The sequence below is a fragment of the Ruegeria sp. SAZA006 genome, assembly GCF_059613465.1.
In genome coordinates this window covers 166,214-191,202 of sequence record NZ_JBXWSO010000016.1, presented here as the reverse complement: position 1 = coordinate 191,202, position 24,989 = coordinate 166,214, and the positions used below count along the sequence as shown (strand labels likewise).

23 protein-coding genes, 1 tRNA gene and 1 pseudogene are annotated in these 24,989 nt (G+C 60.1%); 15 read left to right on the top strand and 10 right to left on the bottom strand.

What is annotated here, in order from left to right; genetic code table 11:
• Positions 1–25: 25 nt before the first annotated feature.
• Together AC2FNZ_RS16070 and AC2FNZ_RS16065 are read right to left on the bottom strand one after the other, a co-directional pair.
• A complete protein-coding gene (locus AC2FNZ_RS16070; RefSeq protein ID WP_496841237.1) occupies positions 26–742 on the bottom strand; it encodes an NYN domain-containing protein in 717 nt (238 codons plus the stop codon).
• An 88-nt stretch (positions 743–830) separates the two neighbouring features.
• Complete coding sequence (locus tag AC2FNZ_RS16065; protein ID WP_496841236.1) at positions 831–1,943, bottom strand: S-(hydroxymethyl)glutathione dehydrogenase/class III alcohol dehydrogenase; 1,113 nt, start codon at positions 1,941–1,943, stop codon at positions 831–833.
• Between the two features lie 130 nt (positions 1,944–2,073).
• Between AC2FNZ_RS16065 and AC2FNZ_RS16060 the strand changes: the two genes are divergently transcribed.
• Positions 2,074–2,361 (top strand): I78 family peptidase inhibitor, encoded by a 288-nt coding sequence (locus AC2FNZ_RS16060; RefSeq protein ID WP_170360393.1) that lies wholly within the window; start codon positions 2,074–2,076, stop codon positions 2,359–2,361.
• A gap of 67 nt (positions 2,362–2,428) precedes the next feature.
• Positions 2,429–4,081 carry a Y-family DNA polymerase gene (locus tag AC2FNZ_RS16055; RefSeq protein ID WP_496841235.1) on the top strand — a complete coding sequence of 551 codons (1,653 nt, stop codon included), beginning with the start codon at positions 2,429–2,431 and terminating at the stop codon, positions 4,079–4,081.
• Between the two features lie 3 nt (positions 4,082–4,084).
• On the opposite strand, the gene AC2FNZ_RS16050 is transcribed toward AC2FNZ_RS16055, so the two are convergent.
• Positions 4,085–4,810, bottom strand: coding sequence for an SDR family NAD(P)-dependent oxidoreductase (locus AC2FNZ_RS16050; protein WP_496841234.1), 726 nt, complete (start codon positions 4,808–4,810; stop codon positions 4,085–4,087).
• 239 nt (positions 4,811–5,049) lie between these two features.
• Here AC2FNZ_RS16050 and AC2FNZ_RS16045 point away from each other — a divergent pair, with 239 nt between their 5' ends.
• From AC2FNZ_RS16045 to AC2FNZ_RS15995, 11 genes and pseudogenes are all read left to right on the top strand, one after another.
• Positions 5,050–6,384 (top strand): NAD(P)/FAD-dependent oxidoreductase, encoded by a 1,335-nt coding sequence (locus AC2FNZ_RS16045; protein WP_496841233.1) that lies wholly within the window; start codon positions 5,050–5,052, stop codon positions 6,382–6,384.
• Positions 6,335–6,871 (top strand): hypothetical protein, encoded by a 537-nt coding sequence (locus AC2FNZ_RS16040; RefSeq protein ID WP_093964040.1) that lies wholly within the window; start codon positions 6,335–6,337, stop codon positions 6,869–6,871. Before AC2FNZ_RS16045 ends, AC2FNZ_RS16040 begins: the two co-directional genes overlap by 50 nt.
• Positions 6,871–8,106, top strand: coding sequence for an MFS transporter (locus AC2FNZ_RS16035; protein WP_496841232.1), 1,236 nt, complete (start codon positions 6,871–6,873; stop codon positions 8,104–8,106). Before AC2FNZ_RS16040 ends, AC2FNZ_RS16035 begins: the two co-directional genes overlap by 1 nt.
• Positions 8,103–8,720, top strand: a complete 618-nt coding sequence (locus tag AC2FNZ_RS16030) for a DUF3833 domain-containing protein (RefSeq protein ID WP_496841231.1) — start codon at positions 8,103–8,105, stop codon at positions 8,718–8,720. The genes AC2FNZ_RS16035 and AC2FNZ_RS16030 overlap by 4 nt, the downstream gene beginning before the upstream one ends.
• The gene (locus tag AC2FNZ_RS16025) at positions 8,717–9,250 is read left to right on the top strand and encodes a DUF3833 family protein (protein ID WP_170419852.1); all 534 of its coding nucleotides are present in this window, start codon (positions 8,717–8,719) and stop codon (positions 9,248–9,250) included. The genes AC2FNZ_RS16030 and AC2FNZ_RS16025 overlap by 4 nt, the downstream gene beginning before the upstream one ends.
• Before the next feature lie 362 nt (positions 9,251–9,612).
• Positions 9,613–10,554: pseudogene (locus tag AC2FNZ_RS16020) on the top strand (tyrosine-type recombinase/integrase).
• 105 nt (positions 10,555–10,659) lie between these two features.
• Positions 10,660–11,292, top strand: coding sequence for a tyrosine-type recombinase/integrase (locus tag AC2FNZ_RS16015; protein WP_093964036.1), 633 nt, complete (start codon positions 10,660–10,662; stop codon positions 11,290–11,292).
• A gap of 364 nt (positions 11,293–11,656) precedes the next feature.
• Complete coding sequence (locus AC2FNZ_RS16010) at positions 11,657–14,044, top strand: zinc-dependent metalloprotease (protein WP_176432520.1); 2,388 nt, start codon at positions 11,657–11,659, stop codon at positions 14,042–14,044.
• 130 nt (positions 14,045–14,174) lie between these two features.
• The gene (locus AC2FNZ_RS16005) at positions 14,175–14,465 is read left to right on the top strand and encodes a hypothetical protein (RefSeq protein WP_093965095.1); all 291 of its coding nucleotides are present in this window, start codon (positions 14,175–14,177) and stop codon (positions 14,463–14,465) included.
• Entirely contained in the window at positions 14,465–14,695 is a 231-nt protein-coding gene (locus tag AC2FNZ_RS16000; RefSeq protein WP_496841230.1) for a hypothetical protein, read from the top strand. Before AC2FNZ_RS16005 ends, AC2FNZ_RS16000 begins: the two co-directional genes overlap by 1 nt.
• Before the next feature lie 27 nt (positions 14,696–14,722).
• Positions 14,723–15,808 carry a hypothetical protein gene (locus AC2FNZ_RS15995; protein WP_093965092.1) on the top strand — a complete coding sequence of 362 codons (1,086 nt, stop codon included), beginning with the start codon at positions 14,723–14,725 and terminating at the stop codon, positions 15,806–15,808.
• A gap of 1,725 nt (positions 15,809–17,533) precedes the next feature.
• On the opposite strand, the gene AC2FNZ_RS15990 is transcribed toward AC2FNZ_RS15995, so the two are convergent.
• From AC2FNZ_RS15990 to AC2FNZ_RS15980, 3 genes are all read right to left on the bottom strand, one after another.
• Complete coding sequence (locus tag AC2FNZ_RS15990) at positions 17,534–19,072, bottom strand: ShlB/FhaC/HecB family hemolysin secretion/activation protein (protein WP_496841229.1); 1,539 nt, start codon at positions 19,070–19,072, stop codon at positions 17,534–17,536.
• Positions 19,073–19,403: 331 nt separating this feature from the next.
• Complete coding sequence (locus tag AC2FNZ_RS15985) at positions 19,404–19,853, bottom strand: hypothetical protein (RefSeq protein WP_174825053.1); 450 nt, start codon at positions 19,851–19,853, stop codon at positions 19,404–19,406.
• 396 nt (positions 19,854–20,249) lie between these two features.
• Positions 20,250–20,325, bottom strand: a tRNA-Lys gene (locus AC2FNZ_RS15980).
• A gap of 211 nt (positions 20,326–20,536) precedes the next feature.
• On the opposite strand from AC2FNZ_RS15980, the gene dapF reads away from it, so the two are divergent.
• Together dapF and mtaB are read left to right on the top strand one after the other, a co-directional pair.
• The gene (gene dapF / locus AC2FNZ_RS15975; RefSeq protein WP_496841228.1) at positions 20,537–21,379 is read left to right on the top strand and encodes a diaminopimelate epimerase; all 843 of its coding nucleotides are present in this window, start codon (positions 20,537–20,539) and stop codon (positions 21,377–21,379) included.
• Positions 21,376–22,632, top strand: a complete 1,257-nt coding sequence (mtaB, locus tag AC2FNZ_RS15970) for a tRNA (N(6)-L-threonylcarbamoyladenosine(37)-C(2))-methylthiotransferase MtaB (RefSeq protein ID WP_496841227.1) — start codon at positions 21,376–21,378, stop codon at positions 22,630–22,632. The genes dapF and mtaB overlap by 4 nt, the downstream gene beginning before the upstream one ends.
• Before the next feature lie 6 nt (positions 22,633–22,638).
• Here mtaB and AC2FNZ_RS15965 read toward each other — a convergent pair whose 3' ends face one another.
• The 4 genes from AC2FNZ_RS15965 to AC2FNZ_RS15950 form a co-directional block, all read right to left on the bottom strand.
• The gene (locus AC2FNZ_RS15965; protein ID WP_170582370.1) at positions 22,639–23,160 is read right to left on the bottom strand and encodes a helix-turn-helix transcriptional regulator; all 522 of its coding nucleotides are present in this window, start codon (positions 23,158–23,160) and stop codon (positions 22,639–22,641) included.
• The gene (locus AC2FNZ_RS15960; protein WP_496841226.1) at positions 23,157–23,732 is read right to left on the bottom strand and encodes a cytochrome b/b6 domain-containing protein; all 576 of its coding nucleotides are present in this window, start codon (positions 23,730–23,732) and stop codon (positions 23,157–23,159) included. The genes AC2FNZ_RS15965 and AC2FNZ_RS15960 overlap by 4 nt, the downstream gene beginning before the upstream one ends.
• A gap of 6 nt (positions 23,733–23,738) precedes the next feature.
• Positions 23,739–23,990 carry a PepSY domain-containing protein gene (locus AC2FNZ_RS15955; RefSeq protein WP_496841225.1) on the bottom strand — a complete coding sequence of 84 codons (252 nt, stop codon included), beginning with the start codon at positions 23,988–23,990 and terminating at the stop codon, positions 23,739–23,741.
• A 207-nt stretch (positions 23,991–24,197) separates the two neighbouring features.
• On the bottom strand, positions 24,198–24,983 hold the full coding sequence (locus tag AC2FNZ_RS15950; protein WP_093964027.1) for a cytochrome c1: 786 nt from the start codon (positions 24,981–24,983) through the stop codon (positions 24,198–24,200).
• Positions 24,984–24,989: the final 6 nt, after the last annotated feature.

Genomic DNA, 24,989 nt, shown 5'->3' with positions numbered 1-24,989 from the left:
ACCGCCACGCGGCCAAACGGCCGCGTTACCTCTCTTTGCAGCGGATCCTGATATTTCCGTTCTCGCCGGTTTCTTCGAACTTTCCGATTTCACGGACCAGATCGCTCAGCCGGTTGGACCCGTAGGTCCGCGTGTCAAAATCCGGGTAATTCATGCTCAGTTGGCGGCCGACCCAGCCCAGCGTGACCCAGCCATCCGGCTCGTCGGATTTGAGCACGACATTGCGGATCAGCTGATAGGCATGGTTCAGGTCTTTCTTCGACGGAGCCTTCATGGTCTTTTCGCCGCTGCTGCTTTCTTTCTTGATGTTTTCGATCAGAATGAACCGGTTGCAGGCCGCCACGAAAGCCTTGGGCGTCTTGCGCTCGCCAATGCCGTATACCCTCAACCCCTGTTCACGGATGCGGCTGGCCAGACGGGTGAAATCGCTGTCAGAGGACACCAGAACGAACCCGTCGAAGCGGCCCGAATGCAGAATGTCCATCGCGTCGATCACCAAGGCGATGTCTCCGGCGTTCTTGCCGGTGGTATTGGCGAATTGCTGGTGCGGTACGATGGCGTATTCCGCCAGTTTCTCTGCGCTCCAGCCCTGTGGGATACCGCCGGAAAAATCACCATAGATGCGGCGCAGACTGGCCTCTCCCAGTGTGGCGACTTCTTCGAAAATTTCGGCGACGTGTTTTGCCGGAACATTCTCGGCGTCAATCAGAACGGCAAGTCGTTCTGTGGTGGTGTTGGTCAACTTGGTCTCTCAATTCAGACGTAAAATTCTGAACTGAACATAGGAGGAAAAGCGGGCGGGTGTAACCCCGCCCTTGCAATTTCCGGCCTCAGTAAATCACCACCGACCGGATGCTTTCACCCTTGTGCATCAGGTCGAAGCCGGTGTTGATGTCGTCCAGACCCATGGTGTGGGTGATCATCGGGTCGATCTCGATCTTTCCTTCCATGTACCAGTCGACGATCTTGGGCACGTCCGTGCGCCCACGCGCGCCGCCGAAAGCGGTGCCGCGCCACGACCGGCCGGTGACCAGTTGGAACGGACGGGTCGAGATCTCGGCTCCGGCGGGCGCCACGCCGATGATGATCGATTCGCCCCAGCCCTTGTGCGCCGATTCCAGCGCCGCACGCATCACCTGCACGTTGCCGGTGGCGTCAAAGGTGTAATCCGCACCGCCCTTGGTCAGGTTCACCAGATAGGGGACAAGATCGCCCTCGACCTCGGCGGGGTTCACGAAATCGGTCATGCCAAACTTTTTGGCCATCTCGACTTTGGCGGGGTTCAGGTCGACGCCGACGATCTGATCGGCCCCGGCCAGACGCAGGCCCTGAATGACGTTCAGACCGATACCGCCCAGACCGAACACGATGGCGCGGCTGCCGATTTCCACCTTTGCGGTGTTGATCACCGCACCGATGCCCGTGGTCACGCCACAGCCGATGTAGCAGATCTTGTCGAACGGCGCGTCCTCGCGCACCTTGGCCAACGCGATTTCCGGCAGGACCGTGTGGTTCGAAAAGGTCGAACAGCCCATGTAATGCAGGATCGGATCCCCATCCAACGTCGAAAAACGCGAGGTGCCGTCGGGCATCAGGCCCTTGCCCTGCGTCTCGCGGATCGCCTGGCACAGGTTGGTCTTTGGGTGCAGGCAGTATTCGCACTCGCGACATTCGGGGGTGTAGAGCGGGATCACATGATCGCCCGGCTTCAGGCTGGTCACGCCCGGGCCGACCTCGACCACCACGCCGGCGCCCTCGTGGCCCAGAATTGCCGGAAACAGGCCTTCGGGGTCGGCGCCCGACAGGGTAAATTCGTCGGTATGGCAGATGCCGGTGGCCTTGATCTCGACCAGAACCTCGCCCGCCTTGGGGCCTTCGAGGTTCACGTCCATCACTTCCAAGGGCTTGCCCGCCTGAACGGCGACGGCGGCACGGGTTCGCATGTTGCTTGTCTCCCTGTCTTGTTTGACCCGACCCTGCGTCAAATACAGGGTGTTTTCAACTGCGCTTTCATGGCAGTCTCTGTAAGCTTTTGATATTTCAGAAACGACATTGCCGAAAAGAGGAGCGCCAATGTACCGGTTCATCCCGATCCTGATCGTCCTGGCCGCCTGCGCCGAAACCGACTTGCCCGAACCGGGCTCTGCCGAGCTGGATGCCGCCCCGGTGGATCTGGCCTTCTGCAAGGGCGAACCCTTTGCCCAATCCGTGGGGCAGCCGGTCTCGACCATTCAGGCCAGCCTGCCGGAACGGAGCCGCGTTCTGGGCCCCGATGACATCGCCACGCAGGATTACCGCATCGACCGGCTGAACGTCTATGTGAACGGAGCCGGGGTCATTCAGCGGCTGACCTGCGGATAAGGGCGGACTCGACTCGGAGCATGATTCTCGGATAGGAACAAAGTGAGAACACTTTGATGTCTGCCCGATGCCCAAACGCCGAATACTCTCGCTGTGGTTTCCCCGTCTGGGGGCCGAACGGCTGATCCGCGCCGCGCGGGGCCTGCACTCCGGCCCGCTGGCGGTGGTGGCCGAACAGTCGAACATGCAGGTCATCACCTCGCTGAACACTGATGCACAGGCCGCCGGTCTGCGCGTGGGCCAGCCGGTGCGTGATGCGCACGCCATGTGCGCCGCCCTTGTGACCCGCCCCCGCAACGCCCCGGCCGAGGCCGCTTTTCTGACCGCGCTGCGCCGCTGGGCGGGCAAGTTCAGCCCCTGGGTCGCCGAAGAAGCGCCCGATGGCCTGATCGTCGATCTGTCGGGCTGCGCCCATCTGTTCGGCGGCGAAGAGGCGCTGCTGGACGTGATCGAGACCGACTGCGCCGACATGGGGCTGAGCGTGCAGATGGGCATCGCCGACACGCTGGGCGCGGCCTGGGCGCTGGCGCGTTATGCCGGGCAAGAGGCCACGTCCGACCGCAATGGCGACGCCATTTCCCAAGAGGCCCGCGCCACCCGCGCCCGGGCTGGCAAACGGCGGCACTGGACCAAGGGCGGCGCCGCGCCGCAGGTGGTGGCCGCGGGCGGCGGGGCCCGGATTGCGCCGCCGGGGCAGGCCTATGGCGCGCTCAGCCCCCTGCCCATCGCGGCGCTGCGGCTGGACGACCAGACCGTGGCGCAGCTGAACCGGCTGGGCCTGCGGCGGATCGGCGACCTGCTGGGCCAGCCGCGTGCCAGTTTGGCCCGCCGGTTCGGGCGCGGGCTGGTGCTGCGGCTGGATCAGGCGATGGGCAGCGCGCCCGAGCCGGTCTCGCCCGCCCGCCCGCCGCATCACTTTGCGGTGCGGATGACCCTGCCCAACCCGATCGGCCTGGCCGAGGACGTGATGGCCGCCATCGACCGGATGCTGCCGACCCTGTGCGCCCGGCTCGAGGAAAAGGCGCGCGGGGCGCGGACCCTGCGGCTCGAGGCGCACCGCACCGATCAGGCGGCCGAGATCGTCGAGATCGGGCTGGCCCGCCCAAGCCATGACAAACACCGCATTCGCCCTTTGTTAGAGATGAAAATTGACCAGATCGACGCCGGCTATGGCATCGACATGCTGCGCCTTGCGGCGGTGCAGACCGAGCCGGTTCATGCCCGCACCCTGACCGGCCATGCCGAGGCCAGCCGCGCCGTGCGCAACCGGCTGGAGGGGAATACGGCGCTGGACGATCTGATCGGCAAACTGGGCGCGCGGGTGGGGCTCGAGGCGATCACGCGGCAACATCCGGCGGCTTCGCACATCCCCGAGAAAACCGCCCAGACGCTGGCGGCGGCCTGGTCGGAACCGGCGCGCGACTGGCCCGCCCCGCCGCGCCCGCGCCCCCTGCTGATGTGGCGGCCCGAGCCGGTGATGGCCCCCGACCGCCCCGATGTGCCCGCCAATTTCCGCTGGCGCGGGCGCGACTGGCACCTGGCGCAGGCCACCGGCCCGGAGCGGATCGCCCCGGAATGGTGGCTGGATGACCCCAACTGGCGCAGCGGCGTGCGCGATTACTGGGTGGTGGTGACCGAACAGGGTGAGCGGCTATGGCTGTTCTACGGCCATGGCGGCACCATGTCGGCGGGCTGGTTCTGCCAAGGACGCTTTGGTTAGAGTCTATTTTCCACGATAGACCAGAAGATCCGGAAGGTAATCGATCAGCCGGATGACCCACGAGAACGGCGCCGGAAAGTCGGTACGGAAGCGCCGGCGCGCCATTGCGCGCAACACGCGCTGCGCGGCGTCTTCGGGCTCCATCAGCATCGGCATCTTGAAGCTGTTCTTGTCGGTCAGCCGGGTCTTGATGAACCCCGGATTGACGATGCGCACCGTCACCCCGGTTCCGGTCAGGTCATGCCGCATCGTTTCGGCCAGCGAGATCAGCGCCGCCTTGCTGGACCCGTACCCGATCGCCGCAGGCAGTCCGTGATAGCCCGCCAGCGACCCGATCAGGGTAATGTCGCCACGCCCTGCCTGCACCATGGCCGGCACGGTTTCCCCCAGAACCCGCAGCGCGCCTGAATAGTTCACGTCGCTGACGGCCAGCGCGGCTTCGGTCTTCCAGTCCTGCGCGCGCATCGGCTCATAGGCCCCGGCGTTGTAGACCAGACCGTCCACCGGGCCGACCTCGGCCACGGCGCGGCGCACCTGCGCCAGATCGGTCACGTCCAGCGGCACCGCACGGGCATTGGGCAGCGAAGCGCAAATCTGCTCAAGCCGCTCGGCACTGCGCGCGGACAGCACTAGGTGCGCGCCCTGACCGCCCAAGGCTTCGGCCAGCATCCGGCCCAGACCTTCGCTGGCGCCGATGATCCAGTAGGTTTTTCCGTCAAACTTGCTCATGCCGGGCGGTTCACATGTGCCGAAGCGTGAACAGCCGCGGTCTTGGGGTGGGTTGTCTCGATCATAACACCTCTCACTACGCGGACGGGCAGACCCCGGATCACCAGCAACCGCGATTGATGCAATCCTGACGCACTGCCCGCCGATCGGTGGGAAACAGGGAAAAACATGGCCCGGATTTGATCCGCTCCGGCCTACCCTGCGTATCTTATTGTAAAATGTCGCATAAAGAGGATGGCATGTTCGACGAAACCCGGGGCGTACGGAAAAAAATCGCAATTGTAGGCGCAGGCATCTCAGGATTATCAGCGGCTTATTACCTGTCAGAGAGTCACGACGTCACCCTGTACGAGGCCGAACCCCGTCTGGGCGGACATGCCCGCACGGTGATGGCCGGCCGCAATGGTGATCAACCGGTTGATACCGGGTTCATCGTCTTCAACTATGCCACATATCCCTTTCTGACCAAGCTGTTCGGTGAACTGGACGTGCCGGTCATGAAAAGCGAGATGAGCTTTGGCGCCACCATCGACAATGGTCGCATCGAATATGGCCTGAACAACCTGCGCACCATCACCGCGCAGAAGCGCAACCTCGTGCGGCCCTCCTACTACAAGATGATCGCCGACATCCTGCGCTTCGGCAAAGAAGCGCCCGAGGCCGCCCGGGATGATGACACCACGATTGGTGAACTGGTTGACCAGATGCGGCTGGGCCACTGGTTCCGCAACAACTATCTGATGCCGATGTGCGGCGCGATCTGGTCCACTCCGGTGGAGTTCGTTGATCAGTTCCCGGCGCGGTCGCTGGTGCAGTTCTTCCGCAACCACGCCTTGCTGTCCAGCAAACGCGGCGCCCAGCACCAGTGGTGGACCGTAAAGGGTGGCAGCATCGAATATGTCCGCCGGATCGAATCCGCACTGCGCGGCCGGGGATGCGACATCCGCCTGGGCGCGCCGGTCTCGAGCGTCGAACGCGACGCCTTGGGCGTGACCGTTCAGTCGCAGGGCCGCTCGGATCAGTATGACGAGATCATTCTGGCCACCCATTCCGATCAGTCGCTGGCCATTCTGGGCCAGAACGCCACCGCCGACGAGGCCGCGGCCCTTGGCGCGATCCGCTATCAGCCCAACCGCGCGGTTCTGCACTGCGACCCCAGCCAGATGCCGCGCCGCCGGGCCTGCTGGTCCAGCTGGACCTACCGCTCGCAGGCGGGCAACGTGGGCGTGACCTATTGGATGAACCGGTTGCAGAACATCCCAGAAAGCGACCCCCTGTTCGTCACCCTGAACCCATCTTCCGACATCGCGCCCGACAAGATCTATGACGAGGTGGAATTCGCCCATCCGGTGTTCGACAAGGCCGCGCTAAAAGCGCAGGGCCAGATCCGCGAGATGCAGGGCCGCAACCGGACCTGGTTCGCCGGCGCCTACAACCGGCACGGGTTCCACGAAGACGGAATCGCCAGCGCGATGCATGTTGTCGGGCTGTTGAACGGCGATCCGCAAACCATCGGAGCTGAAAATGCGATACCTGATCCAAGCGTCGCTGTCCCGGTTACGGCCAGCCCGTAACGCAGCGATCCTGAGCCTGGTTCTGCTGGCCCCTGCCGGGCTGGCGGCCACGCCCGTCACCAACGTGCTGCCCGATGCCGAGCTGCGTGGCACTGCCACCTTCCGGTTCCTAGGTCTGCCGATCTATGATGCGCAGCTGTTCACCAAAGGCGGCGGCCCGCTCAGCTGGTCGCAGGATTTTGGGCTGAAGCTGACCTATCGGAAATCGTTGAAGCAGAAGGCGTTGATCGAATCCACGCTGGACGAGATGGCCCGGCAGGGCAACAGCGCCCCGATCGAGGCGCAGTTGAAAACCTGTTATCAGGCGGTCGGTGCCGGTGACAGCTATCTGGCCATCACCAAAGGCCCCGACGCGATCGAGTTCTGGCGCAACGGGCGCAAGACCTGCACCCTCTCCTATCCGGGGATCAAGCGTAGTTTCATGTCGATCTTTCTGGGCAACAACACCCGGTCCGCCGCCTTTACGCGACAGCTGCGGGGTCAGTGATGCTGTATCCGCGTGTCAGCCTCTATGCGCTGATGCTTGCTGCGGCGGGTATCCCGCTCTACATCCACCTGCCGCGCTTTGCGGCCGTGAACCTCGGGATCGGCCTGGGCGTGATCGGTACGGTTCTGCTGCTGATCCGGCTGGTGGATCTGGTGCAAGACCCGCTGATCGGTTGGGCCATTGACCGCTGGCCCGGCGGGCAGATGGGCTTTGCCGTCTTGGCCGCAGGGGGTCTGGCAGTGGGTTTTCCGCTGTTGTTCTCACTGCCGCAGGGGGCGAGCGTCGGCGCCCTCGTGACGATCCTGATCCTGCTGTTTTCCGCCTACAGCCTGGGCACGATCCTGCTTTATGGTCGCAGCGCGACGCTGGCGAAACAGGCCACCCCGCGCGAGTTCCCGCGCGAGTTGATGACCCTCGCCGCCTTTCGTGAAGGCGGGCAACTGGCTGGCGTGGTTCTGGCCGCCAGCGCACCGGCGCTGTTCGTCGCCTTGGGCGCGGGCGCGCAGGGCTATCCGGCCTTCGGGCTGTTTCTGGGCGCGCTGGCGGTGGTCACCATGGTGCTGACATTGCCGATCTGGCGGCGCGCGCCCATCACCGGTCAGGGGTTGTCGTTCGACGGGCTGGGTCAGGCCGGGGCCCTGCGTCTGCTGGCGCTGGCGCTCGTCAACAGCCTGCCGGTTGCGATCACCTCGACCCTGTTCCTGTTCTTCGTCGAAGACCGGCTGCAATTGCCGGGCAAGGCCGGGCCGCTGCTGATCCTCTTCTTCCTCAGCGCCGGGGCGACAGTGCCGCTCTGGGCGCGGCTCAGCAACCGGATCGGCCCAAAACAGACTCTGATCATCGCGATGCCGCTCGCCATTCTGGGCTTTGTCGGGGCGGCCATGCTGGCGCCCGGCAACCTGGTCGGGTTCGCGGTGATCTGCCTGGCGTCGGGGGCGGCGCTGGGGGCGGACATGGTGGTTCTGCCGGCCATGTTCTCGGTGGTGCTGACACGCGCGGGGCTGAATGCTTCGGCCGCCTTCGGCATCTGGTCATTCGCCGGCAAACTGGGGCTGGCTTTGGCCGCATTCTTCACCCTTCCGCTGCTGGAGCGCAGCGGCTTCGTGCCCGGTCAGACGAATTCGGCGCAGGCGTTGGAAACGCTCAACCTGGCCTATGCCGTGCTGCCCTGCATCCTGAAACTCGGCGCGTTCGGAATGGTCCTGACGCTGCCTACAGAGGTACCCGCAAAATGACATTCCTTCTGATTGCCGCACTGGCCGTATTGGCCCTGATCGCGGTCAAAACCCGCCTTCTCAGCTTTCGCGCGCAATCGCCGTCGGACTATGCCGGAACCGGCCCCGATTTCTCGTTGAAGGATAATCTGAACGGAGAAATCCTGTCCGAAGGGCTGATCTATGGCCCGACCGGCAAGATGTCGAACAGCTTCGTTGCGCGGATGATCGGGGAATGGAACGGCAATTCCGGCACCCTGACCGAGTATTTCACCTATTCGAACGGCAAGCAGATGACCCGCAAATGGTACCTGACCATGGGCACAGGCAACAGCTTTACCGCAACCGCCGACGACATCGTCGGCGAAGGCCGCGGCGTGATCTCGGGCGCGACGGTCAAGCTGACCTATCGCATCGTTCTGCCCGAAGACGCCGGGGGCCATACCCTGGATGTTACCGACTGGATGTACCTGACCGAGAGCGGGGCGATCATGAACCGCTCGGAGATGCGCAAGTTCGGCCTGAAGGTGGCCGAGCTTGTCGCCACGATGCGCCCCGCCCCGCCGGAAAAGGCCGCGCATGTGCCCGGCGCAAACGGTCGTGACCGCACCGCCGACCCGAGGGCCCTGCAATGACCCATCTCATCAAACGACTGGCCTTCGCGTGCCTGCTGCTGACGGCGGCCTGTGCCTTCAAACCAAAAGTTCCGACCACTTTTCTGTCGGACCGCCAGCTGAACCTCGAAGAGTTCTTTGAGGGCCACACCGTGGCCTATGGGCAGTTCCAGGACGTTCTGGGCAACATCCCGCGCCGGTTCACGGTCGACATCAACGGGACATGGGACGGCCAGACGCTGACCCTGGTCGAGGATTTCGTCTATGATGACGGCGCCACGGAACAGCGCATCTGGACCCTGACCAAAACCGGCGAGGATACCTGGACCGGCACCGCGCCCGGCGTTCTGGGCACCGCGTCGGGAACCGAGCGCGGCGACACGTTCAACTGGAAATACCGCATCGACCTGCCGGTGAAAGACGGCACGATGCGCGTCGATTTCGACGACTGGATGTGGCTGCTGGACGATGACCGCCTGCTGAACCGCGCCTATGTCTCGCGTTTTGGCATCCGGCTGGGAGAAGTCGTGCTGTTCTTCGAAAAGAAGTAACCACGCCGCGCGGCGTCTTGGTCAGTCTTTGGAGAAAGTGGTGAGCCGTGCAGGGTTCGAACCTGCAACCCACTGATAAAAAGTCTTATTTCTCTTTTTTCGACAGCATTATGGGCAGTTCGATTGAGTGGAATACTCCCCTGCAAAATTGGAGTATTCACGTGCTGTGGTTGCTACAAGGCTCTCCCTAACTCCCCGCATTTTGCTTACCCTATGCTTACCTAAGTCATCTGGATGCAATACGCCCAATGCCAGACTAACAAAATCAAGTATCGATCGCATTTCAGCAACAAACCGGACGGTCGAAACGCAAGACACTTGGGCGATATGGGCCGACCTTGTCTTTGGGCGCCGCCCGCGAAATGGCACGCGCGCTTCTTGCTGACGTGGTGCGCGGCGGAGATCCTGTTGCGGATGCTCAAACCCTCAGGCATTCACCAACGGTGAACTCACTTGCGGAGCTATACATGACCGAACATGTGGAGCCAACGAAACGTCCCGGTAGTGTTCGGAATGATCGGTCGATGCTGGACCAATACATTCTCCCCAAGCTTGGGGATTTTAAAGGCATTGAAGTGACGCGTCAGCATGTTCAAAAGCTTCACAATCAAATGCGTGATACGCCATATCAAGCCAATCGCACTCTGGCCCTCATGTCGAAAATGTTTGAACTGTCTGTGCGCTGGGGTCAGCGTTCTGACAATCCGGCGCGCGCTATAGAAAAGTTTCCCGAGAAAAAGCGGGACCGCTGGCTGTCAGACGATGAGCTGCAAAGGCTTTTGGTGGCTCTGTCAGAGCATCCAAATCAGGTTGCCGCCAACGCTATACGCCTGCAACTCCTGACAGGCGCACGGATCGGCGAAGTGCTGAAGGCAAAATGGGAAGACTTCGATTTGGACCGCGCGGTGTGGACAAAGCCGTCGCACCACACAAAGCAAAAGCGACAAAAGCACCTGCCGATTTCGTCAGCAACCTGTGATTTGCTTGCGGCAATGAGCGCAGGAGAATCTACCGGAAGTCGCTGATTGTTTCCGGGACGTTCTTTGGACCAACCTTATAAAGATCTGAAGAAATTTTGGAGCTCGGTCACCACATCTGCAGGTCTTCTAGACTACCGAACCCACGGCAATCGGCATACACATGCGTCGCATCTCGTTTCCAGCGGTCTGAGTCTGCCTATTGTCGGTCGGTTACTTGGACATACAAACCCCTCCACAACCCAACGCTACGCCCATGTCGCAGACGACCCGTTGCGGCAGGCAGCGGATGTTATGGATAAGAAGATCGGCGGTCGTAGTTCCTGAAACCTGAGAGCTTTCCTCTGCTCAAGACTCGCGAGCGACAATTAGACTGCAGCTGCCGGCACAGTGTCGATGTTCGGGGCGGAAGGGAATGGACGGAGATCTAAGATGTCCAAATCTCTACTTCCCGTTGTCACAACGCGTCGTCCGCCCTGGAACAAAGGCAGACTAGTTGGACAAAAGCGGCCATTGCAGCCAAAGCAAGTTTGGGCCATTTGCGCTCGGCTCGAACTTGCAAACAAGCTGAGAGACCTGGCATTGTTCAATCTTGCCATCGATAGCAAGTTGCGCGGGTGCGATCTCGTCCGCCTGAGGGTTAACGATCTTGCCGTTGGCAACACTGGTCGCGATCGGGTTTCCGTTGTTCAAAGCAAAACTGCAAAGCCGGCGCAATTTGAAGTGACGGAGAATACACGTGAAGTCGTGTCGCAATGGGTCTCTTCTCAATACGTGCATGGACAACGGTATCTATTTCCGAGTCGTATGCATGCTTTACCGCATCTTTCGACCCGGCAATACGCTAGGCTTATCCGGGAATGGGTGTCAGCGATCGGTCTCGATCCGTCCAGCTCCGGCACGCATTCGCTTAGGCGCACCAAAGCGGCTTTGATATACAGAAAGACCGGAAACCTAGGTGCCGTTCAACTGCTGCTCGGTCACAGCGAAGTGGACAGTACGGCGCGTTACCTTGGTGTCGAGCTTGAAGACGCGCTGAGTATTGCCGAACGTATCGATCTTTAACGAAATAGGCGGGCGGGATCTCCCGCTCGCTGCTCCCAAGCAGACATTCGAATTCTCCGGTTCATCTTCCGCTCAGAGCCCAATTTCCCCGATGCCGCATGCGGCACCAGAGGCGGCCATGCCGACCGTGCGGATTTTCGCCGTGAGCACAAAGTCAATGTGGGCATGGAAGCAGAAGCGGTTAAGGTGGGCGGTTTCCGGAGCTTGGCCGCGGATACGGCCTATGGCGGCTTTGTGAATTCTCAAATTCATACTTCAGTGTTAGCATTTTTGAATGTCGGACACTTGCAACACTACCAGACTGGAACGTCCGATCTCTGGAAACGTGAGCGCGCTCGAAAAATCGTCGACAAGGAGAACCATGATGCGCTTGGCATTCGCACTTTGCATTGCCCTTGCAGTCACGCTGATGCCCGCCAATGCCAGGGCGCAATCGGCGAGCTTTCAGGAGCGTGTAGCCGGTGCCGAGGTTCGATCTGGAGTCTTCGACCTCTACCAAAAAGACGGCGATCTGTTGCTTGCGATACCGCGCGACATGTTCGAACGCAGCCTGATCTGGTACGCCGAAGTTTCCAGATATCCCACCGACGCAGTGGCATTCGGCGGAAACGCCTTGGGGGCCCGCCTGATCCAGTTGGAACGGCGGCCCGATCGGGTCATGGTGCGGTCCCTTTCAGGGACCTCGTTCGAAAAGGTTTCGGGCGATCCCTATTACACTGGCGGACGTGACAAGCTTCGCCCCGTGAACCTCGCTGTGGAACGCGCCAACCTTGGTCCCATCATCGTCGATTTCCCGATCCTCGCGGAAAGCGACACTGGCGCCGTACTTGTGGATTTGCAGGAGGTGTTCGGGGGCGATATCGTCGGTTACTCGGTCGCCGCCCAATTGGCATCTACCGGCCTCGCTCCCGGGCCGAACGATCCCGGCCGATCCTACGTTGCTGAAGCATCAGTTTATCCCGACAACCTCTTTGTCCGCTCGCAACTGACCTTCGAGGCGACCGATCAGGCCGGGCTGGCACAGCCGATTTCGGTGGAAACGGCGCATTCGATTGCCGTATTGCCGGAAACCCCGATGGAGCGTCGCCCCTATGACGACCGGGTTGGATTTTTTTTCACCGAATATCTGGTTTTTGAAAGCGAGTTCGGCGATGTGCAATCACGCGACCGCGCTGCCCTTCGCTTCCGCCTGGAACACGCCGACCCGGATGCACCACGCCCGTCGGACCCGGTTAAACCGATCGTTTTCTATCTATCCCGTGAAATCCCTGATCGGTGGCGTCCCTATATTCGCCAGGCAGTGGAGGACTGGCAGACCGCCTTCGAGGCTGCGGGGTTCACAAATGCAATCATAGCGCGTGACGCGCCAAGCCGGGATCAAGTCCCGGACTGGTCCCCGGAAGATGTTCGCCACAGTGTGATCCGCTGGGTTGCACAGCCGGTGCAGAACGCGATGGGTCCGAACATTCACGACCCCCGGTCCGGCGAAATTCTCTCCGCCCATATTCTGGTTTGGCCGGACGTAGTGAACCTTTTCAGCCGCTACTACTATTTGCTGATGCACCGGACCGATCCCGCCGCGGGCAAACTGCCGCTGCCGGAGGAATTGCAGGGGCGCATCCTTCGGTACGTCGTGTCACATGAGGTGGGCCATACGCTCGGATTGCGGCACAATCACCGCGCCTCGACGGCCTGGTCGACGGCACAGCTCAGGGACCCGTTATTCACTGCGGAGAACGGCAGCACGTCCTCCATTATGGCCTATGGGCGGTTCAATTACGTGGCGGAGCCGGATGATGGCGTCACGCAACTCATTCCTATCATTGGCGCCTACGATCGGCACGCCATCCGATGGGGGTATTCCTCCGATGTCGACGCAGAGGAGCTTGATTCCATCGCGGCGGAAGCCGAGGAACGCCCGGAACTCATTTGGGGAGCAGGCGAACGTGGCGAGGAGTATCTTGCTCAGTTCGATCCCCGTGTTCAGACTGAGAACATTGGGGCAGACAGGATCCTGGCGACGCGCGCAGGGATCGCCGCGCTGCACGCGAGCCTTGCGGCGTTGCCCCTGGCAGTAGAGGACACGCGCGATCCACAAGCCATGCTGGAGGAGACCTACGGAGACGCGCTCAATCGCTATGTCGGTATCGCTGGAAGCGTCGGCAAGCTGATCGGCGGTGTTACACAGACCTCCGGCGACGACCGACCGTTCGCCTATGTAGACCCTGAAGAGCAGAGGCGGGCCGTAGAGTTTCTTACCGGTGAAGCTATCCATGGCCTCAATGCTTTCGCTGACCCGGACTTGCTCGGACGTTTTCGGCCGATCGGAGGGTTGACTTCGGTCGAAAACGCTGCGGCGCAGATCATGAACGAAGTTCTGAACCGGAAGAGCGTCAGGATGGTTTACATGCAACGTCGTCTCCTGGGCGACACAGGCATGTCGCTGCAGGAATACGTCTCGCTGGTCACCGAAACACTATTGAGCGATCTGCCGTCAAAGGAACTGGTTTCGCCAGCGCAGAACGGTGCAATTATTGCCTATATCGACATCCTGACCGACCTAACCACCGAGGATGGCAATGCTGAGGATCTTGTCGCACTGGTCGATGCCGAGTACCCCTTGGAGGTTGCCATGGTCGCAGCTGGCGGACTGAAGGGAACCTCCATCGGGGAGATAGCGAGCGCGGAACTCGACCGTGTGAACGCTATGCTGGGTAAGGGTCTTTCCGAACAAGGCGAAGAGAAGCAGTAGCGGTGCTGGCTCGTCGGTCAAGCGCAAGGATTGAAGGCCCGGAAATAGCCTATTCTGTTTGACGAAGTCTGATGGCGAACTAAGCTTGGGTCTAAGTTGGCTGAGATGGAAATCTGAAAGGACATTTTCAATGCTGAAAACTATCGGCGCCTGCCTTACATTCGTGGTTGCAGCCAATGCTGCTCAAGCCTTTGACAGGCAGACAACCAACGCCCTCAAAACCTGTCACGACTACCTTTGGCAAGTTCCCGAGTTCGCGGATCTGCCCAATGCTGCGATTTCTGTGTTCCCCGCTTCGGAAAACGGCGACACCGTCGTCGTGAACTGGAATGTCAACTGGGACCAGCCGACAATTCAAGCCGCAGGTAACTGCACGGTCATCGGCGGCAATGTCGAAGGGTTCGAGGATTACACCAAGTGATGTCGCAAAACAGACGAGCTCTGGCACCGGCAATTGCCATCTGTCTAAGTGTGCTAGCCGCCTGCGACTCCAGCGAAGACGAGGTGCGGACGGCCGCGACTATCGGGACCTCGGCTGCGCTTGCAGCCGAAGTCGCTGAGGAAGCCAACAAAGCGACGGATTACGATGCGATCGCACAGGAAGCTGTCGCCAATGTGGATACATCCGATTTCGATGCGCTTACGAAATAATCGCGTTGTACAGGGGCCGGATGAGCTATGAAATGGTTGGCATGGACTGGGACCTTGTCCTGTCTGGCCTTTGCGGTCGTCGTTCTGGCCGTTCCACAGGTTCGGTTCCTGTTCTTCGGGCTTCCGGAGCAACGGCTGGAAGGTAGCGTATTTTCCAAAGCCGAAACAGGGTCGGCGCCTGTTGCCGAGGCGAACCGAGTTCAAGTGGAAGAGGCGTTGCGAGATGCGGGCCTGAGCGAAGAGCCAGTTCTGGGCGACATTTCTATCTCCGGTCATCTCGCCCGCCTCGATGACGGTGTGGTCACATCCGAGCAACTGATGGAGTATGCCGAGGGGCTCAGGACGCTCGCTCTTCGAACCGGTGATTTCGGCCGCCAGATTCCATCGACCTTCTGGGACGTGGATACCGACCAGTTGCGCGCAGATGGTTGGGATGCCTATCGCGTTGTCGACGCGCTTGCGTCAGAAGAGGGCGAACCATACCTTGAAGCGCTCGGCGGGGCCTACACCCGGTTTCACGCCTTCAAGCTGGCCGATATGTCAGGGGGCGGCACTGATGACACAGCGCTCGACACGGCGCTTGACCTGTTCGAGGCAGCAATCAAACTGATTGATATAGTTCCGCCGGAGCACATGCTGGAGACTTCGGAATACATTCGCGGAAGGGAGCAGGCTGCGCTCTACCTCTGGCAGCAATTGATTGTGGGGTCCTCGCGCCGCAACCCACTCACACATATCAAGCTGTTCAACCACGGATTCACCACGCGTTTCCATGTCGGAACGATCTGGCAATACGAAACCGGGATCGCACTGGACAACTCATCGATCTGGGGCGTTTCCGGCTTCGCACCCGAATTCGTTGGCCCGCCGGAGAACAACAACCAGGTCGAACATATGTCGATCAGCATGACGGTTCAGGGCATCCTGCGAGAGCCGCTTCTAGTCCTTGAGGCTTTTGAGGAGTTCGAGACTCTTTCCGGATCGGCCACCGCAGCCGAGGCAGTTGCCGACGACGCATTGAATGCTGCGATCCAGCAGGCGTTCATTCCCGGCTTCGAGGACGATCTTCCGTCTGCAATTGCTGCGCTGCGTGAGCAACTGCATGAGCGCTAATTGTTTCAATAGCCAGTAATATCTGCAGCTTGCAAAAACGGTTTATGAAACCCACCTGTGACCAGCACATCTTGCCGAACAAGGTGCCCTTTGCGGTCGTCCGCTTAGAGTTTTGACTAACGGCCGCATTGCGCCGTTCGCTGCACGCGGAGTTATGTTGCACTTGCGAAGCCGTCACAATGCGAGAAGGCTGGCAAAGCTCAGTTAGCCGTCGTCTGGCTGAGTCTGGTGAGCGGCGGGTTTGTCCCGCATAACGGTCGTTCGTGGGGACTGTAGCGAACGACCGCTTTGAGCCCGATTGATTGATGCCGCGTGGCTCCCCAATTACAGAAATGCGCTGAAATCTGACTTTGCAAAGGTGCCGTTCAAGCTTTTGATCGCCTAGCCAGACCGGCCCAGATAGCCGGAGACCCCTCTTGGAAGTGCGGCGCTTTAGATTGTTGGCCTAGTTTGACAAAACTTAGGTACTGAGCATTGTTGGGCTACGTCAGCCAACGTTAGTGCTAGGGGAATAAGGGCAATAAAAACTCCACCAAACCAGACGATATTGGACGATATATTGGTCGATTGGCCTCTTTGTCCGAGCAATAGCTACCAGACAAGCTTCAGCGCTGTTTTCGTTTAACCGAAATAATGCACCCAGAGTGTTTTGGATGCCGTGCTGGTACATCCCGCGCCATAGCGTCCACGTTTCCGAGGTGCCGCAACGCTCCGCTGTTCAGCAATACACCACGCCCTGCGTCGTAACGGCGCTGTCCAAATCCGCTGGCAACGCATTCCCAGTTTTCCTTGGCCGCTGCGTTGCGGAACCTGGGTAAGTCGTGCGGGTCATGCCGTCCAGGTGTTGCTGCGACATGATCGTGTTTCTTTGAATTGCTTTGGTGGGTCAAATGGTGGGTCACCTGTGTTGTGTCAGTCGGCTGGACAGTACCGGTTGTCGGCCTTGGCTTTGGGCGCATAACTGTCACGACGCCTTGTGGTTTCGGATGCCCTGGGACGGCCACGTGAGTTGCCGTAGGTTTTGGTGTCAACTGTGGAACTTGGCCAGGGACCGCTGTGGGAACCTGATTGGGAGTCGCGGTTGGAACGAGCGGTGGCACAGCAGTTTGACCGCTAGGTTGAGGCGGAACCTGACCAGGAACAGCGACTGGTATTTGGTTGGGTGTTGCTGTCGGCACCAGGGGCGGCACATTGGGTTGAGGCGGAACCTGGCCAGGGACAGCTATCGGAACTTGATTGGGAGTCGCAGTCGGAACTTGCGGTGGCACAGCAGTCGGTCCGGTAGCCAACGGCGGAACCTGATTGGGAACGGCTGTCGGAACCCGGTTTGGTGTCGGGTTTGGCACCAATGGCGGAGCTAGTGTCGGCGCTACGATCGGCGTTGGAACCTGACCGGGAACCGCTATTGGCGTCGCGATAGGAACCCGACCGGGAATTGCGTTCGGAACCGCGCCCGGTGCAAGGACCGGCACTGTAACGGACGTGGGCGTTTGCGGCGTTCCTCGAGGTGGCAACTGATTTGCCACCGGCTGCGTTGGGCCGGTAATTTGATTGCCTGGCCCTTGCCCACCGGTCTGCCCGCATCCTTGGCCGGACTGGTGTGGGTTCCCTACACCTCGGCACCAACCGTATTGGTTTCCGCGGGCAAAGACCTGCGTAGCGGCCAGTCCGGCAATCAAACAAGCTGCGGAAAGTAAAGCAATGCGGTTCCGTTTCATAACATCCTCACCAACTTGTTGTCAGAGCAAGATACGCGCCAGAATCTCCAGAGTCGGTCAAAGGACCGTCCCTCAAAGGAACACCGACATATCCGGACAAGAATAGGTTTTGCTTAAACTCAATGTCCAAACCCAGACCAGTCGATGCCAGTGTAGCACTTTCAACTTCAAAACTCGCAGGGTCATTGTTCGAGATGTAACCCACGTCGAAAAAGGCAAAGGGCGTCAAGCGATGTATGCTCTGGGACCTGGGGAAGTAGGAATGAGACACTTCGAAAATCGCGGAGATCCCAGAATCACCATCTACCTCGTCAAAACGATATCCGCGCAGAGCATAACGATCACCAAGGAAGTACTCCTCTACCGAGGGCAGCCGGTCGGTTGTGAACTGGCCCCAGATCTCAGTGCGCCACGCTGTGTTGGGCGACAAGCCCGTAAGCGGGCTTTCGTATCCAATGCCGCCCCGTAGATGCCAGAATGAGGAGTCGCCGTCGTCAAAATTCGCGTCCGTCGTATTATTGTTGCCAAACGATAAGGTTAATCCCGCCTCCAAAGTTTGCCCTTTTGAATAGTTTTGCCCATAGAGATACGTTAGGCCGACGACACCTGCGTCACTGGATAATGGCACGCCGCCACTGACTGAGTCCGCTTCGGAAAGGCGATAATCCAGCAGAAGATATCCATAACGGGCCACATCGCGGATCACGGGGTATCCCAACGCGACGGTGAAGTTCTCGCCATCAACATCTGTTCTTGCAAATTCCCCCGAGAGATCACGTTTTGCGTTTATGTTTCCGTAGAAAACCTCACCGTACAGACCATCGCTGTTCAGCGGCGTGCGATAGGTAAAAGCGCCCCACAAAGAGTGTTCGTCGTCTTTGTCCCAATTGTAGTTGCCAGACCCCTCAAATCGCAGCAAATCCCCGACGGTCAGCGTCGAATAAAACTCTTGTACGACATAGAAGCTGAGCGCTTCTCCCAGCTCACGCGGAGGGTTGTCGAGTGTCGCACTACCGGCTTGTTTGCGCAGAGGTTCGCCCAGTACCCTCAACCGAGCGCCAGCCTGATCCGGGTAATCAAGTTCGGTCGACACGTCCAAGTCGGGTATGTCCTCGGCTAACATGACCGCCCGCTCAAATTGTTTGAGAGTTATCGGGTATGCGGTGGTGAGTGGGCGAAAGATCTTCTCCAGGGTTTGGAACGTGCGCGTATCTACACCTTCAATTTCGATGGTTTGAATGCGCCCTTCATCCACAACTATGCTCTGCCCATCGGGTCCAGGCCAGGCCTCAGCCAAGAAATAACCGTCTTCTCGGTAGATTTGAGTGATCGTTGATGCGACCCCGTCCGCCGTGATGCGACCTGACCGATTGAAGGCCAATTGGCCGGCATAAGTTAGCAACTCATCCGCATCATATACCGTTACGCCGCTGACGGAGTGCCGGGATGCGATGTCCCAAGTTTGGGCAATGCCGAATTTTGGAACTGATACGACGGCTATAACAGTGCAAATGATCGTAAATACAACCGAGCTGAATACGCGCATTTTTTATAACCTTACGGAAATCGGGCATGTACAAGCCCAATCTTATTACGACGTGCGCATGTGTGAACTTGACGCTATTCAAGTTTGATCATGGTTGGTGCTTTCCGGATACACACCTGAAAGGTCACAATGCGCCTTCGTCGCCCGGGAACTCGATACCGGCTGTCGTGCCATCACTGTAGGCGATACAATTCCACGGAGCCCGACCCTCTCCGACACCAACGGTGACTTGTGTTCCAGCCTCGCTGAACGCGGATGAGAGCACGACGACTTGCGCGACGACGCCCAAATTCCGAGCGCATCTTTTTGAATGCGTAAGCTGTGAACTTGTCTATTTTATCACGATCAAGTGCTTGTTTCTGCCAGACGGTCTTGCCGTACCAACCGCCCGCATACTCTTCGACAATTTTGAAACTTCAAAGGTGTGCTGGGAGAGCGCCTGCTGGAAAGCAACACGCTGTGCGTCGGTAGAAAAGCGTCGATCCTCGCCGGTATGATTGGCGAGTTCCCGGCTATGGTAGTAGTCCAGAGAGCGGTAAGTTAGCCGGGCAAAGAAATCCCGCGCGAGCCTCGCAAATTCATCTCTCGAGGCAAAACTCGCAAGTGTCCTACGGATTTCCTGCGGTGTCGGTTCAAACAGGGTTGGCAACCGGTCGCGCAGCTGAATGGATAGGGTTTCCCGCAGCGCGACCTTCGCCAATTCTCCTACATCGGAAGATCCTCGGAGATCGAAGCTGTTGCGATCAACGGCACGATCCAAACCGGCCAGCAAGCCGGTCACTGTAACTGAGTTCCGACGTCGCAATGCCCAAATCAGCCAAAGCGTCTTCGAAGCCCGGAGCCCTTGCAAGCAAAGGCAGCCTCACGAGGAGATCACTTACAAACTGAAACCTGGGGTCACGACTCGCCAGTGCGAGATCGCTCTCAGATGCATCCGCTGCGGCCTCGGCGATCTCTTCGACCGACGTATCGGTTGCGATCAAATCAACGACCTCGCGCCACTTCTTGGACCGAGGCAACGTGCCAAGCCTGATGTGTCCCATCAGCTCTTCCCTTGCCTGCAAAGGCATGCAACCCTCGGGCGAATGTAAAGGGAAATATGGGCTCAGTCGCTTACCCTGTGCTTACCTGAAAGGAGCGCCTGGCACGAGATCGCCTCTCTGAGTCTTTGAAAAAGTGGTGAGCCGTGCAGGATTCGAACCTGCGACCCACTGATTAAAAGTCAGTTGCTCTACCAACTGAGCTAACGGCCCACTCTTTTCGTCGGATCGTTGCGATCCGTGGCGCTGTCTAAGGCATTTTCCCGACCGGGTACAAGCCCTTTTTCGCACCGCGTTCCGCCTGAAATCATTGTGTTCCCGGCGTCCCGATAGGCGGCCTAATTAGGGTTGAGGCGGCGGGGGGTCAACCCCTTTTTTCAGGAATCTTCGCGCCGGGCTGGATTCATGTCTGCGGCAAGGCTATATGCCCGCCATGCAACAACGATCCGACACCGGTTTGCCCTTCATGAAGATGCACGGGCTTGGCAATGACTTCGTCATTGTGGACGCGCGCGCGCATCCGGTGCAGATCACGCCAGCGCTGGCGCGCGGGATCGGACACCGGCAGTTCGGGGTCGGATTCGACCAGCTGGCCGTCATCGAAAACGGCGAATCGGATGCACATCTGGTGTTCTACAACGCTGATGGGTCGATCTCGGCGACGTGCGGCAACGCCACCCGCTGCATCGCCCGGTTCCTGATGCAGGAAAGCGGCAAATCCGAACTGACGCTGAGCACCAGCCACGGCACGCTGCAGGCGCGGGACGCGGGCGACGGGCTGACCTCGGTCAACATGGGGCATCCGCAGCTGGACTGGGCCGATATTCCATTGGCCGAAGAGGTGGATACGCTGGAACTACCGATCGAAGGTGGACCGGTGGCCACCGGCATGGGCAACCCGCATTGCACCTTCTTCGTCGAGGATGCCGAGGCGATCCCGCTGGAGGAATTCGGCGCGCGCTATGAGTATCACCCGCTCTATCCGCAGCGCACCAATGTGCAGGTCGCCCAGATCATCGGCCCAGATCACATCCGCATGCGGGTGTGGGAGCGCGGCGTGGGCATCACGCTGGCCTCAGGCTCGTCTTCGTGTGCCACGGCCGTGGCGGCGGCGCGGCGTGGCCTGACCGGGCGCAAGGTGCAGATCGAGCTGGACGGCGGCACCATCTGGATCGACTGGCGCGAGGACGGCGTCTGGATGACCGGTCCCACCTGCCATGTCTTCTCGGGCACGCTGACGCCCGAATTCCTGAGGACGCTGGGATGAACCCGCCGAAATTCACCACGCTGGGCTGCCGGCTCAACGCCTACGAGACCGAAGCGATGAAGGAGCTGTCGCAGCAGGCCGGGCTGACCGACGCGGTGATCGTGAACACCTGCGCCGTCACCGCCGAAGCCGTGCGCAAGGCCCGGCAGGAGATCCGCAAGCTGCGCCGCGAGAACCCCAATGCCCGGCTGATCGTCACCGGCTGCGCGGCCCAGACCGAACCGCAGACCTTTGCCCAAATGCCCGAGGTCGATGCGGTGATCGGCAATACCGAAAAGATGCGCCCCGAGACCTGGAAAGGCATGGCCGCCGATTTCATCGGCGAGACCGAGGCGATGCAGGTCGATGACATCATGTCTGTCACCGAAACCGCGGGCCATCTGATCGACGGGTTCGGCACCCGCTCGCGCGCCTATGTGCAGGTCCAGAACGGCTGTGATCATCGCTGCACCTTCTGCATCATCCCCTATGGCCGCGGCAACTCGCGCAGCGTCCCGGCGGGCGTGGTGGTGGACCAGATCAAGCGGCTGGTGGACCGGGGCTATAACGAGGTGGTGCTGACCGGGGTCGACCTGACCTCCTGGGGCGCCGACCTGCCGGCAAGCCCCAAGCTGGGCGATCTGGTCATGCGCATCCTGAAACTGGTGCCCGACCTGCCGCGCCTGCGCATCAGCTCGATCGATTCGATCGAGGTGGACGAGAACCTGATGCAGGCCATCGCGACCGAATCGCGCCTGATGCCGCATTTGCACCTGTCGCTGCAGCATGGTGACGATCTGATCCTGAAACGGATGAAGCGCCGCCACCTGCGCGACGACGCCATCCGCTTTACCGAAGAGGCCCGCAAGCTGCGCCCCGAGATCACCTTTGGCGCCGACATCATCGCGGGCTTTCCGACGGAAACCGAGGCGCATTTCGAGAACTCGCTGAAACTGGTCACCGACTGCGACCTGACCTGGCTGCATGTCTTTCCCTATTCCAAGCGAGAAGGCACGCCGGCGGCGCGCATTCTGCAGCAGGTCAACGGCAAGGTCATAAAGGAACGTGCGGCCAGGCTACGTGAGGCGGGTGATACGCAGGTAGCCAGGCACCTGGCGGCCCAACTGGGCAAGACCCATCACATTCTGATGGAGAATTCTCACATGGGCCGGACCGAGCAGTTCACCGAAGTGACATTTGCGAACGCGCAACCCGAAGGGCAGATCGTCACTGCCGCCATCACCGGGGTTCGCGATCAGCAGCTGGTGGCCTGACGCCTCTCAGGCCGGCCCGTCAGTCGCCAGAAGCTCTTCCATGAAAACACTGATCAGTTGGGCCCGCCCGTCCACGCCGGCTTTTCCATAGATCGAAGCCGATTGCGCGCGAACGGTACCCACGGCGCGGCCTCGGATCCGGGCGATATTCTCATTGTCGACGCCCTTGAGGATCAACAGGCCCACTTCGCGCTCGGCGCTGGTCAGGCCCCAGCGGGTAAAGAAAGTGTCGATCACGGCGCTCATTTCTCCCTGCGCCGCGCGCAGGCCTTGTTTTGTCTGGTCCATTCGCGCCAGCAACCTGCGCAGCTCAAGCATGAAGAACAGGACGCCAAGGCAAAGGACGGTCGCGACCAGGGATTCCAAAACGAGATGCGCCAGAGGCTCGCTGCCATCGAGGTCCAGAATGGCATCGCCCATGTAGAATGCGGCACATAGACCCTGAACCACGATCATCGCCGCCATCAGAACGGCCCGGCGTGCATCCGCATCGCCGGACCGCAGGTTTTCGGTGATCCATTTGATCATTTGGTCGACCAGCCATCAGGAATATTCTTGTCCCCTGATACCATGGCTTTGACCAGAGCGACACCGGTTCGACGTTGGTCCAAAAGCACGCCAAGCACGTGCAGAACAACGCTTAGAATCAGCCAGTTGAACGCCAGCTCGTGCGCATCCTCGACCCAACCCACCCCGAAGAAGGCCGTGGTACCCATCATGATGCCTGTGGCGCAGATGACGCCCAACGTCATCCAGATGTTGTAGACCATCAGCGCGCCCAGTGGATTGTGCGACAGGTGAACCAACCGGTCGTCCCGTACGATCTCACGCACATGGCGGACCGCGGCATTTGGGCTGAACGGGAATGCCGAGAACCTGGCCGGTGCCGGCCCAAGGACGCCCCAGGCCAGGCGCACCAGAACCAGCCCAAGAACGGCATATCCGACATATTCATGCAGCAGCCCCTCGGGGTCGGTCACAGCGGCGTTGAGCAGAATGCCCAGAACCACCGACCAGTGGATCAGGCGGACCAAAGGGTCCCAGACCCGGATGGTGCGGGCGCCCTCGCGCCCGCCCTGGTGCTGGATTGACTCAGACATTGCCGGTCACTTGTCCTCGATCTTTTGGATCTTGCCGGACGCGGGATCCACATAGACCTCGGCCATCTGTCCGTCTTTCACGACATAGGCCTCGATTTCACCGTCCTCCATTTCGATCTTGCGCACGTCATAGCCAAGCTCGGTCAGAGCGGTGCGCACCTCGGCCTCGGTCTTGCCCAGTTCCGTATTTGGCACCAGGTCCAGAGCCAGAACGGGAGTGGCCACAAGCAAAGCGGCTGCAAGTATGGGTAGTTTCATGTCGGGTCTCCTCGGTTTCGATCCTGCGTCAGACCGCCTGACGCTGTCGAAAACCTGAGCAGCCGGCCCCGCCGACGCCATGCGCATTCCGCTTAAAAGCTGTGAATAAGCCCGCGCTGATGCCCAGTTCGGCGAGTTTCCGACCGTACAAAGAAAAAACCCCGCGCCATGCGCGGGGTTGTCTTGCTATTGCAGGTGACCTTTAGGTCAGACCGACTTTTTGCCTTTGACCGGCGCCCACAGACGCTTGTTCACCAGGTAGAGAAGCACCGACATGATGGTCAGGAACAGTACCCCCACAAAGCCCGAGGCCTTGCGATCCATCATTTTCGGTTCGGCGGCCCACATCAGGAACGCAGCGACGTCCTGGGACATGGCCTCGACGGTGTTTTCGTGTCCGTCGGCAAACTCGACCTGTTCGTCAGACAACGGCGGACCCATCGAGATCCAGCCGCCCGGGAAAGCGGTGTTTTCGTACAGGATCGTGCCGGCCTCTTCTTTTTCCTTGCCGGTATAGCCGTCCAGCAACGAGGCGATGTATTCAGCGCCACCCATGCCTTTGACCAGCTGGTTGATCCCCAGACCGTAGGGGCCGTGGAAGCCTGCACGCGCCTTGGCCATCAGGCTCAGGTCAGGTGCGCCCACGGCATCGTTGGCCGGGAAGTGATCGGTCGGCGCGGCCGGACGGAAATCGTCCAGCTCGGGATCGAACACCTCGAACGTGCCGGCGGCATAAGCGATGACTTCTTCTTCCGAGTAGCCCAGCGCCGTTAGGTCGCGCAGCGGAACGTATTTCAGACCGTGGCAGGCCGCGCAAACCTCGGTATAGATCTGCAGGCCGCGCTGAAGCTGGCTCTGATCGTAAGCGCCAAAGGGCCCTTCGAACGAGAAGTCGAAGTCCTCGATATGCTGCTCGCCGCCCCCCGCTGCGGATACCGCAGCAGGAGCAAGGGCGATGGCAAACGCGGCACCGATTGCAAGTTTCTTGAACATGGTTTC

Excerpts from the sequence above, each read along its gene's own strand:
- AC2FNZ_RS15995 (WP_093965092.1), top strand. The coding sequence starts at position 14,723 with ATGAAATGGTTGGCATGGACTGGGACCTTGTCCTGTCTGGCCTTTGCG.
- AC2FNZ_RS15960 (WP_496841226.1), bottom strand. The coding sequence starts at position 23,732 with ATGTCTGAGTCAATCCAGCACCAGGGCGGGCGCGAGGGCGCCCGCACC.
- AC2FNZ_RS15965 (WP_170582370.1), bottom strand. The coding sequence starts at position 23,160 with ATGATCAAATGGATCACCGAAAACCTGCGGTCCGGCGATGCGGATGCA.
- dapF (WP_496841228.1), top strand. The coding sequence starts at position 20,537 with ATGCCCGCCATGCAACAACGATCCGACACCGGTTTGCCCTTCATGAAG.
- AC2FNZ_RS16050 (WP_496841234.1), bottom strand. The coding sequence starts at position 4,810 with ATGAGCAAGTTTGACGGAAAAACCTACTGGATCATCGGCGCCAGCGAA.
- AC2FNZ_RS16010 (WP_176432520.1), top strand. The coding sequence starts at position 11,657 with ATGCGCTTGGCATTCGCACTTTGCATTGCCCTTGCAGTCACGCTGATG.
- AC2FNZ_RS16005 (WP_093965095.1), top strand. The coding sequence starts at position 14,175 with ATGCTGAAAACTATCGGCGCCTGCCTTACATTCGTGGTTGCAGCCAAT.
- AC2FNZ_RS15950 (WP_093964027.1), bottom strand. The coding sequence starts at position 24,983 with ATGTTCAAGAAACTTGCAATCGGTGCCGCGTTTGCCATCGCCCTTGCT.
- AC2FNZ_RS16000 (WP_496841230.1), top strand. The coding sequence starts at position 14,465 with ATGTCGCAAAACAGACGAGCTCTGGCACCGGCAATTGCCATCTGTCTA.
- AC2FNZ_RS16065 (WP_496841236.1), bottom strand. The coding sequence starts at position 1,943 with ATGCGAACCCGTGCCGCCGTCGCCGTTCAGGCGGGCAAGCCCTTGGAA.
- AC2FNZ_RS16045 (WP_496841233.1), top strand. The coding sequence starts at position 5,050 with ATGTTCGACGAAACCCGGGGCGTACGGAAAAAAATCGCAATTGTAGGC.
- AC2FNZ_RS16025 (WP_170419852.1), top strand. The coding sequence starts at position 8,717 with ATGACCCATCTCATCAAACGACTGGCCTTCGCGTGCCTGCTGCTGACG.
- AC2FNZ_RS16055 (WP_496841235.1), top strand. The coding sequence starts at position 2,429 with ATGCCCAAACGCCGAATACTCTCGCTGTGGTTTCCCCGTCTGGGGGCC.
- AC2FNZ_RS16015 (WP_093964036.1), top strand. The coding sequence starts at position 10,660 with ATGTCCAAATCTCTACTTCCCGTTGTCACAACGCGTCGTCCGCCCTGG.
- AC2FNZ_RS15955 (WP_496841225.1), bottom strand. The coding sequence starts at position 23,990 with ATGAAACTACCCATACTTGCAGCCGCTTTGCTTGTGGCCACTCCCGTT.
- AC2FNZ_RS16035 (WP_496841232.1), top strand. The coding sequence starts at position 6,871 with ATGCTGTATCCGCGTGTCAGCCTCTATGCGCTGATGCTTGCTGCGGCG.
- mtaB (WP_496841227.1), top strand. The coding sequence starts at position 21,376 with ATGAACCCGCCGAAATTCACCACGCTGGGCTGCCGGCTCAACGCCTAC.
- AC2FNZ_RS15990 (WP_496841229.1), bottom strand. The coding sequence starts at position 19,072 with ATGCGCGTATTCAGCTCGGTTGTATTTACGATCATTTGCACTGTTATA.
- AC2FNZ_RS16060 (WP_170360393.1), top strand. The coding sequence starts at position 2,074 with ATGTACCGGTTCATCCCGATCCTGATCGTCCTGGCCGCCTGCGCCGAA.
- AC2FNZ_RS16040 (WP_093964040.1), top strand. The coding sequence starts at position 6,335 with ATGCGATACCTGATCCAAGCGTCGCTGTCCCGGTTACGGCCAGCCCGT.
- AC2FNZ_RS16030 (WP_496841231.1), top strand. The coding sequence starts at position 8,103 with ATGACATTCCTTCTGATTGCCGCACTGGCCGTATTGGCCCTGATCGCG.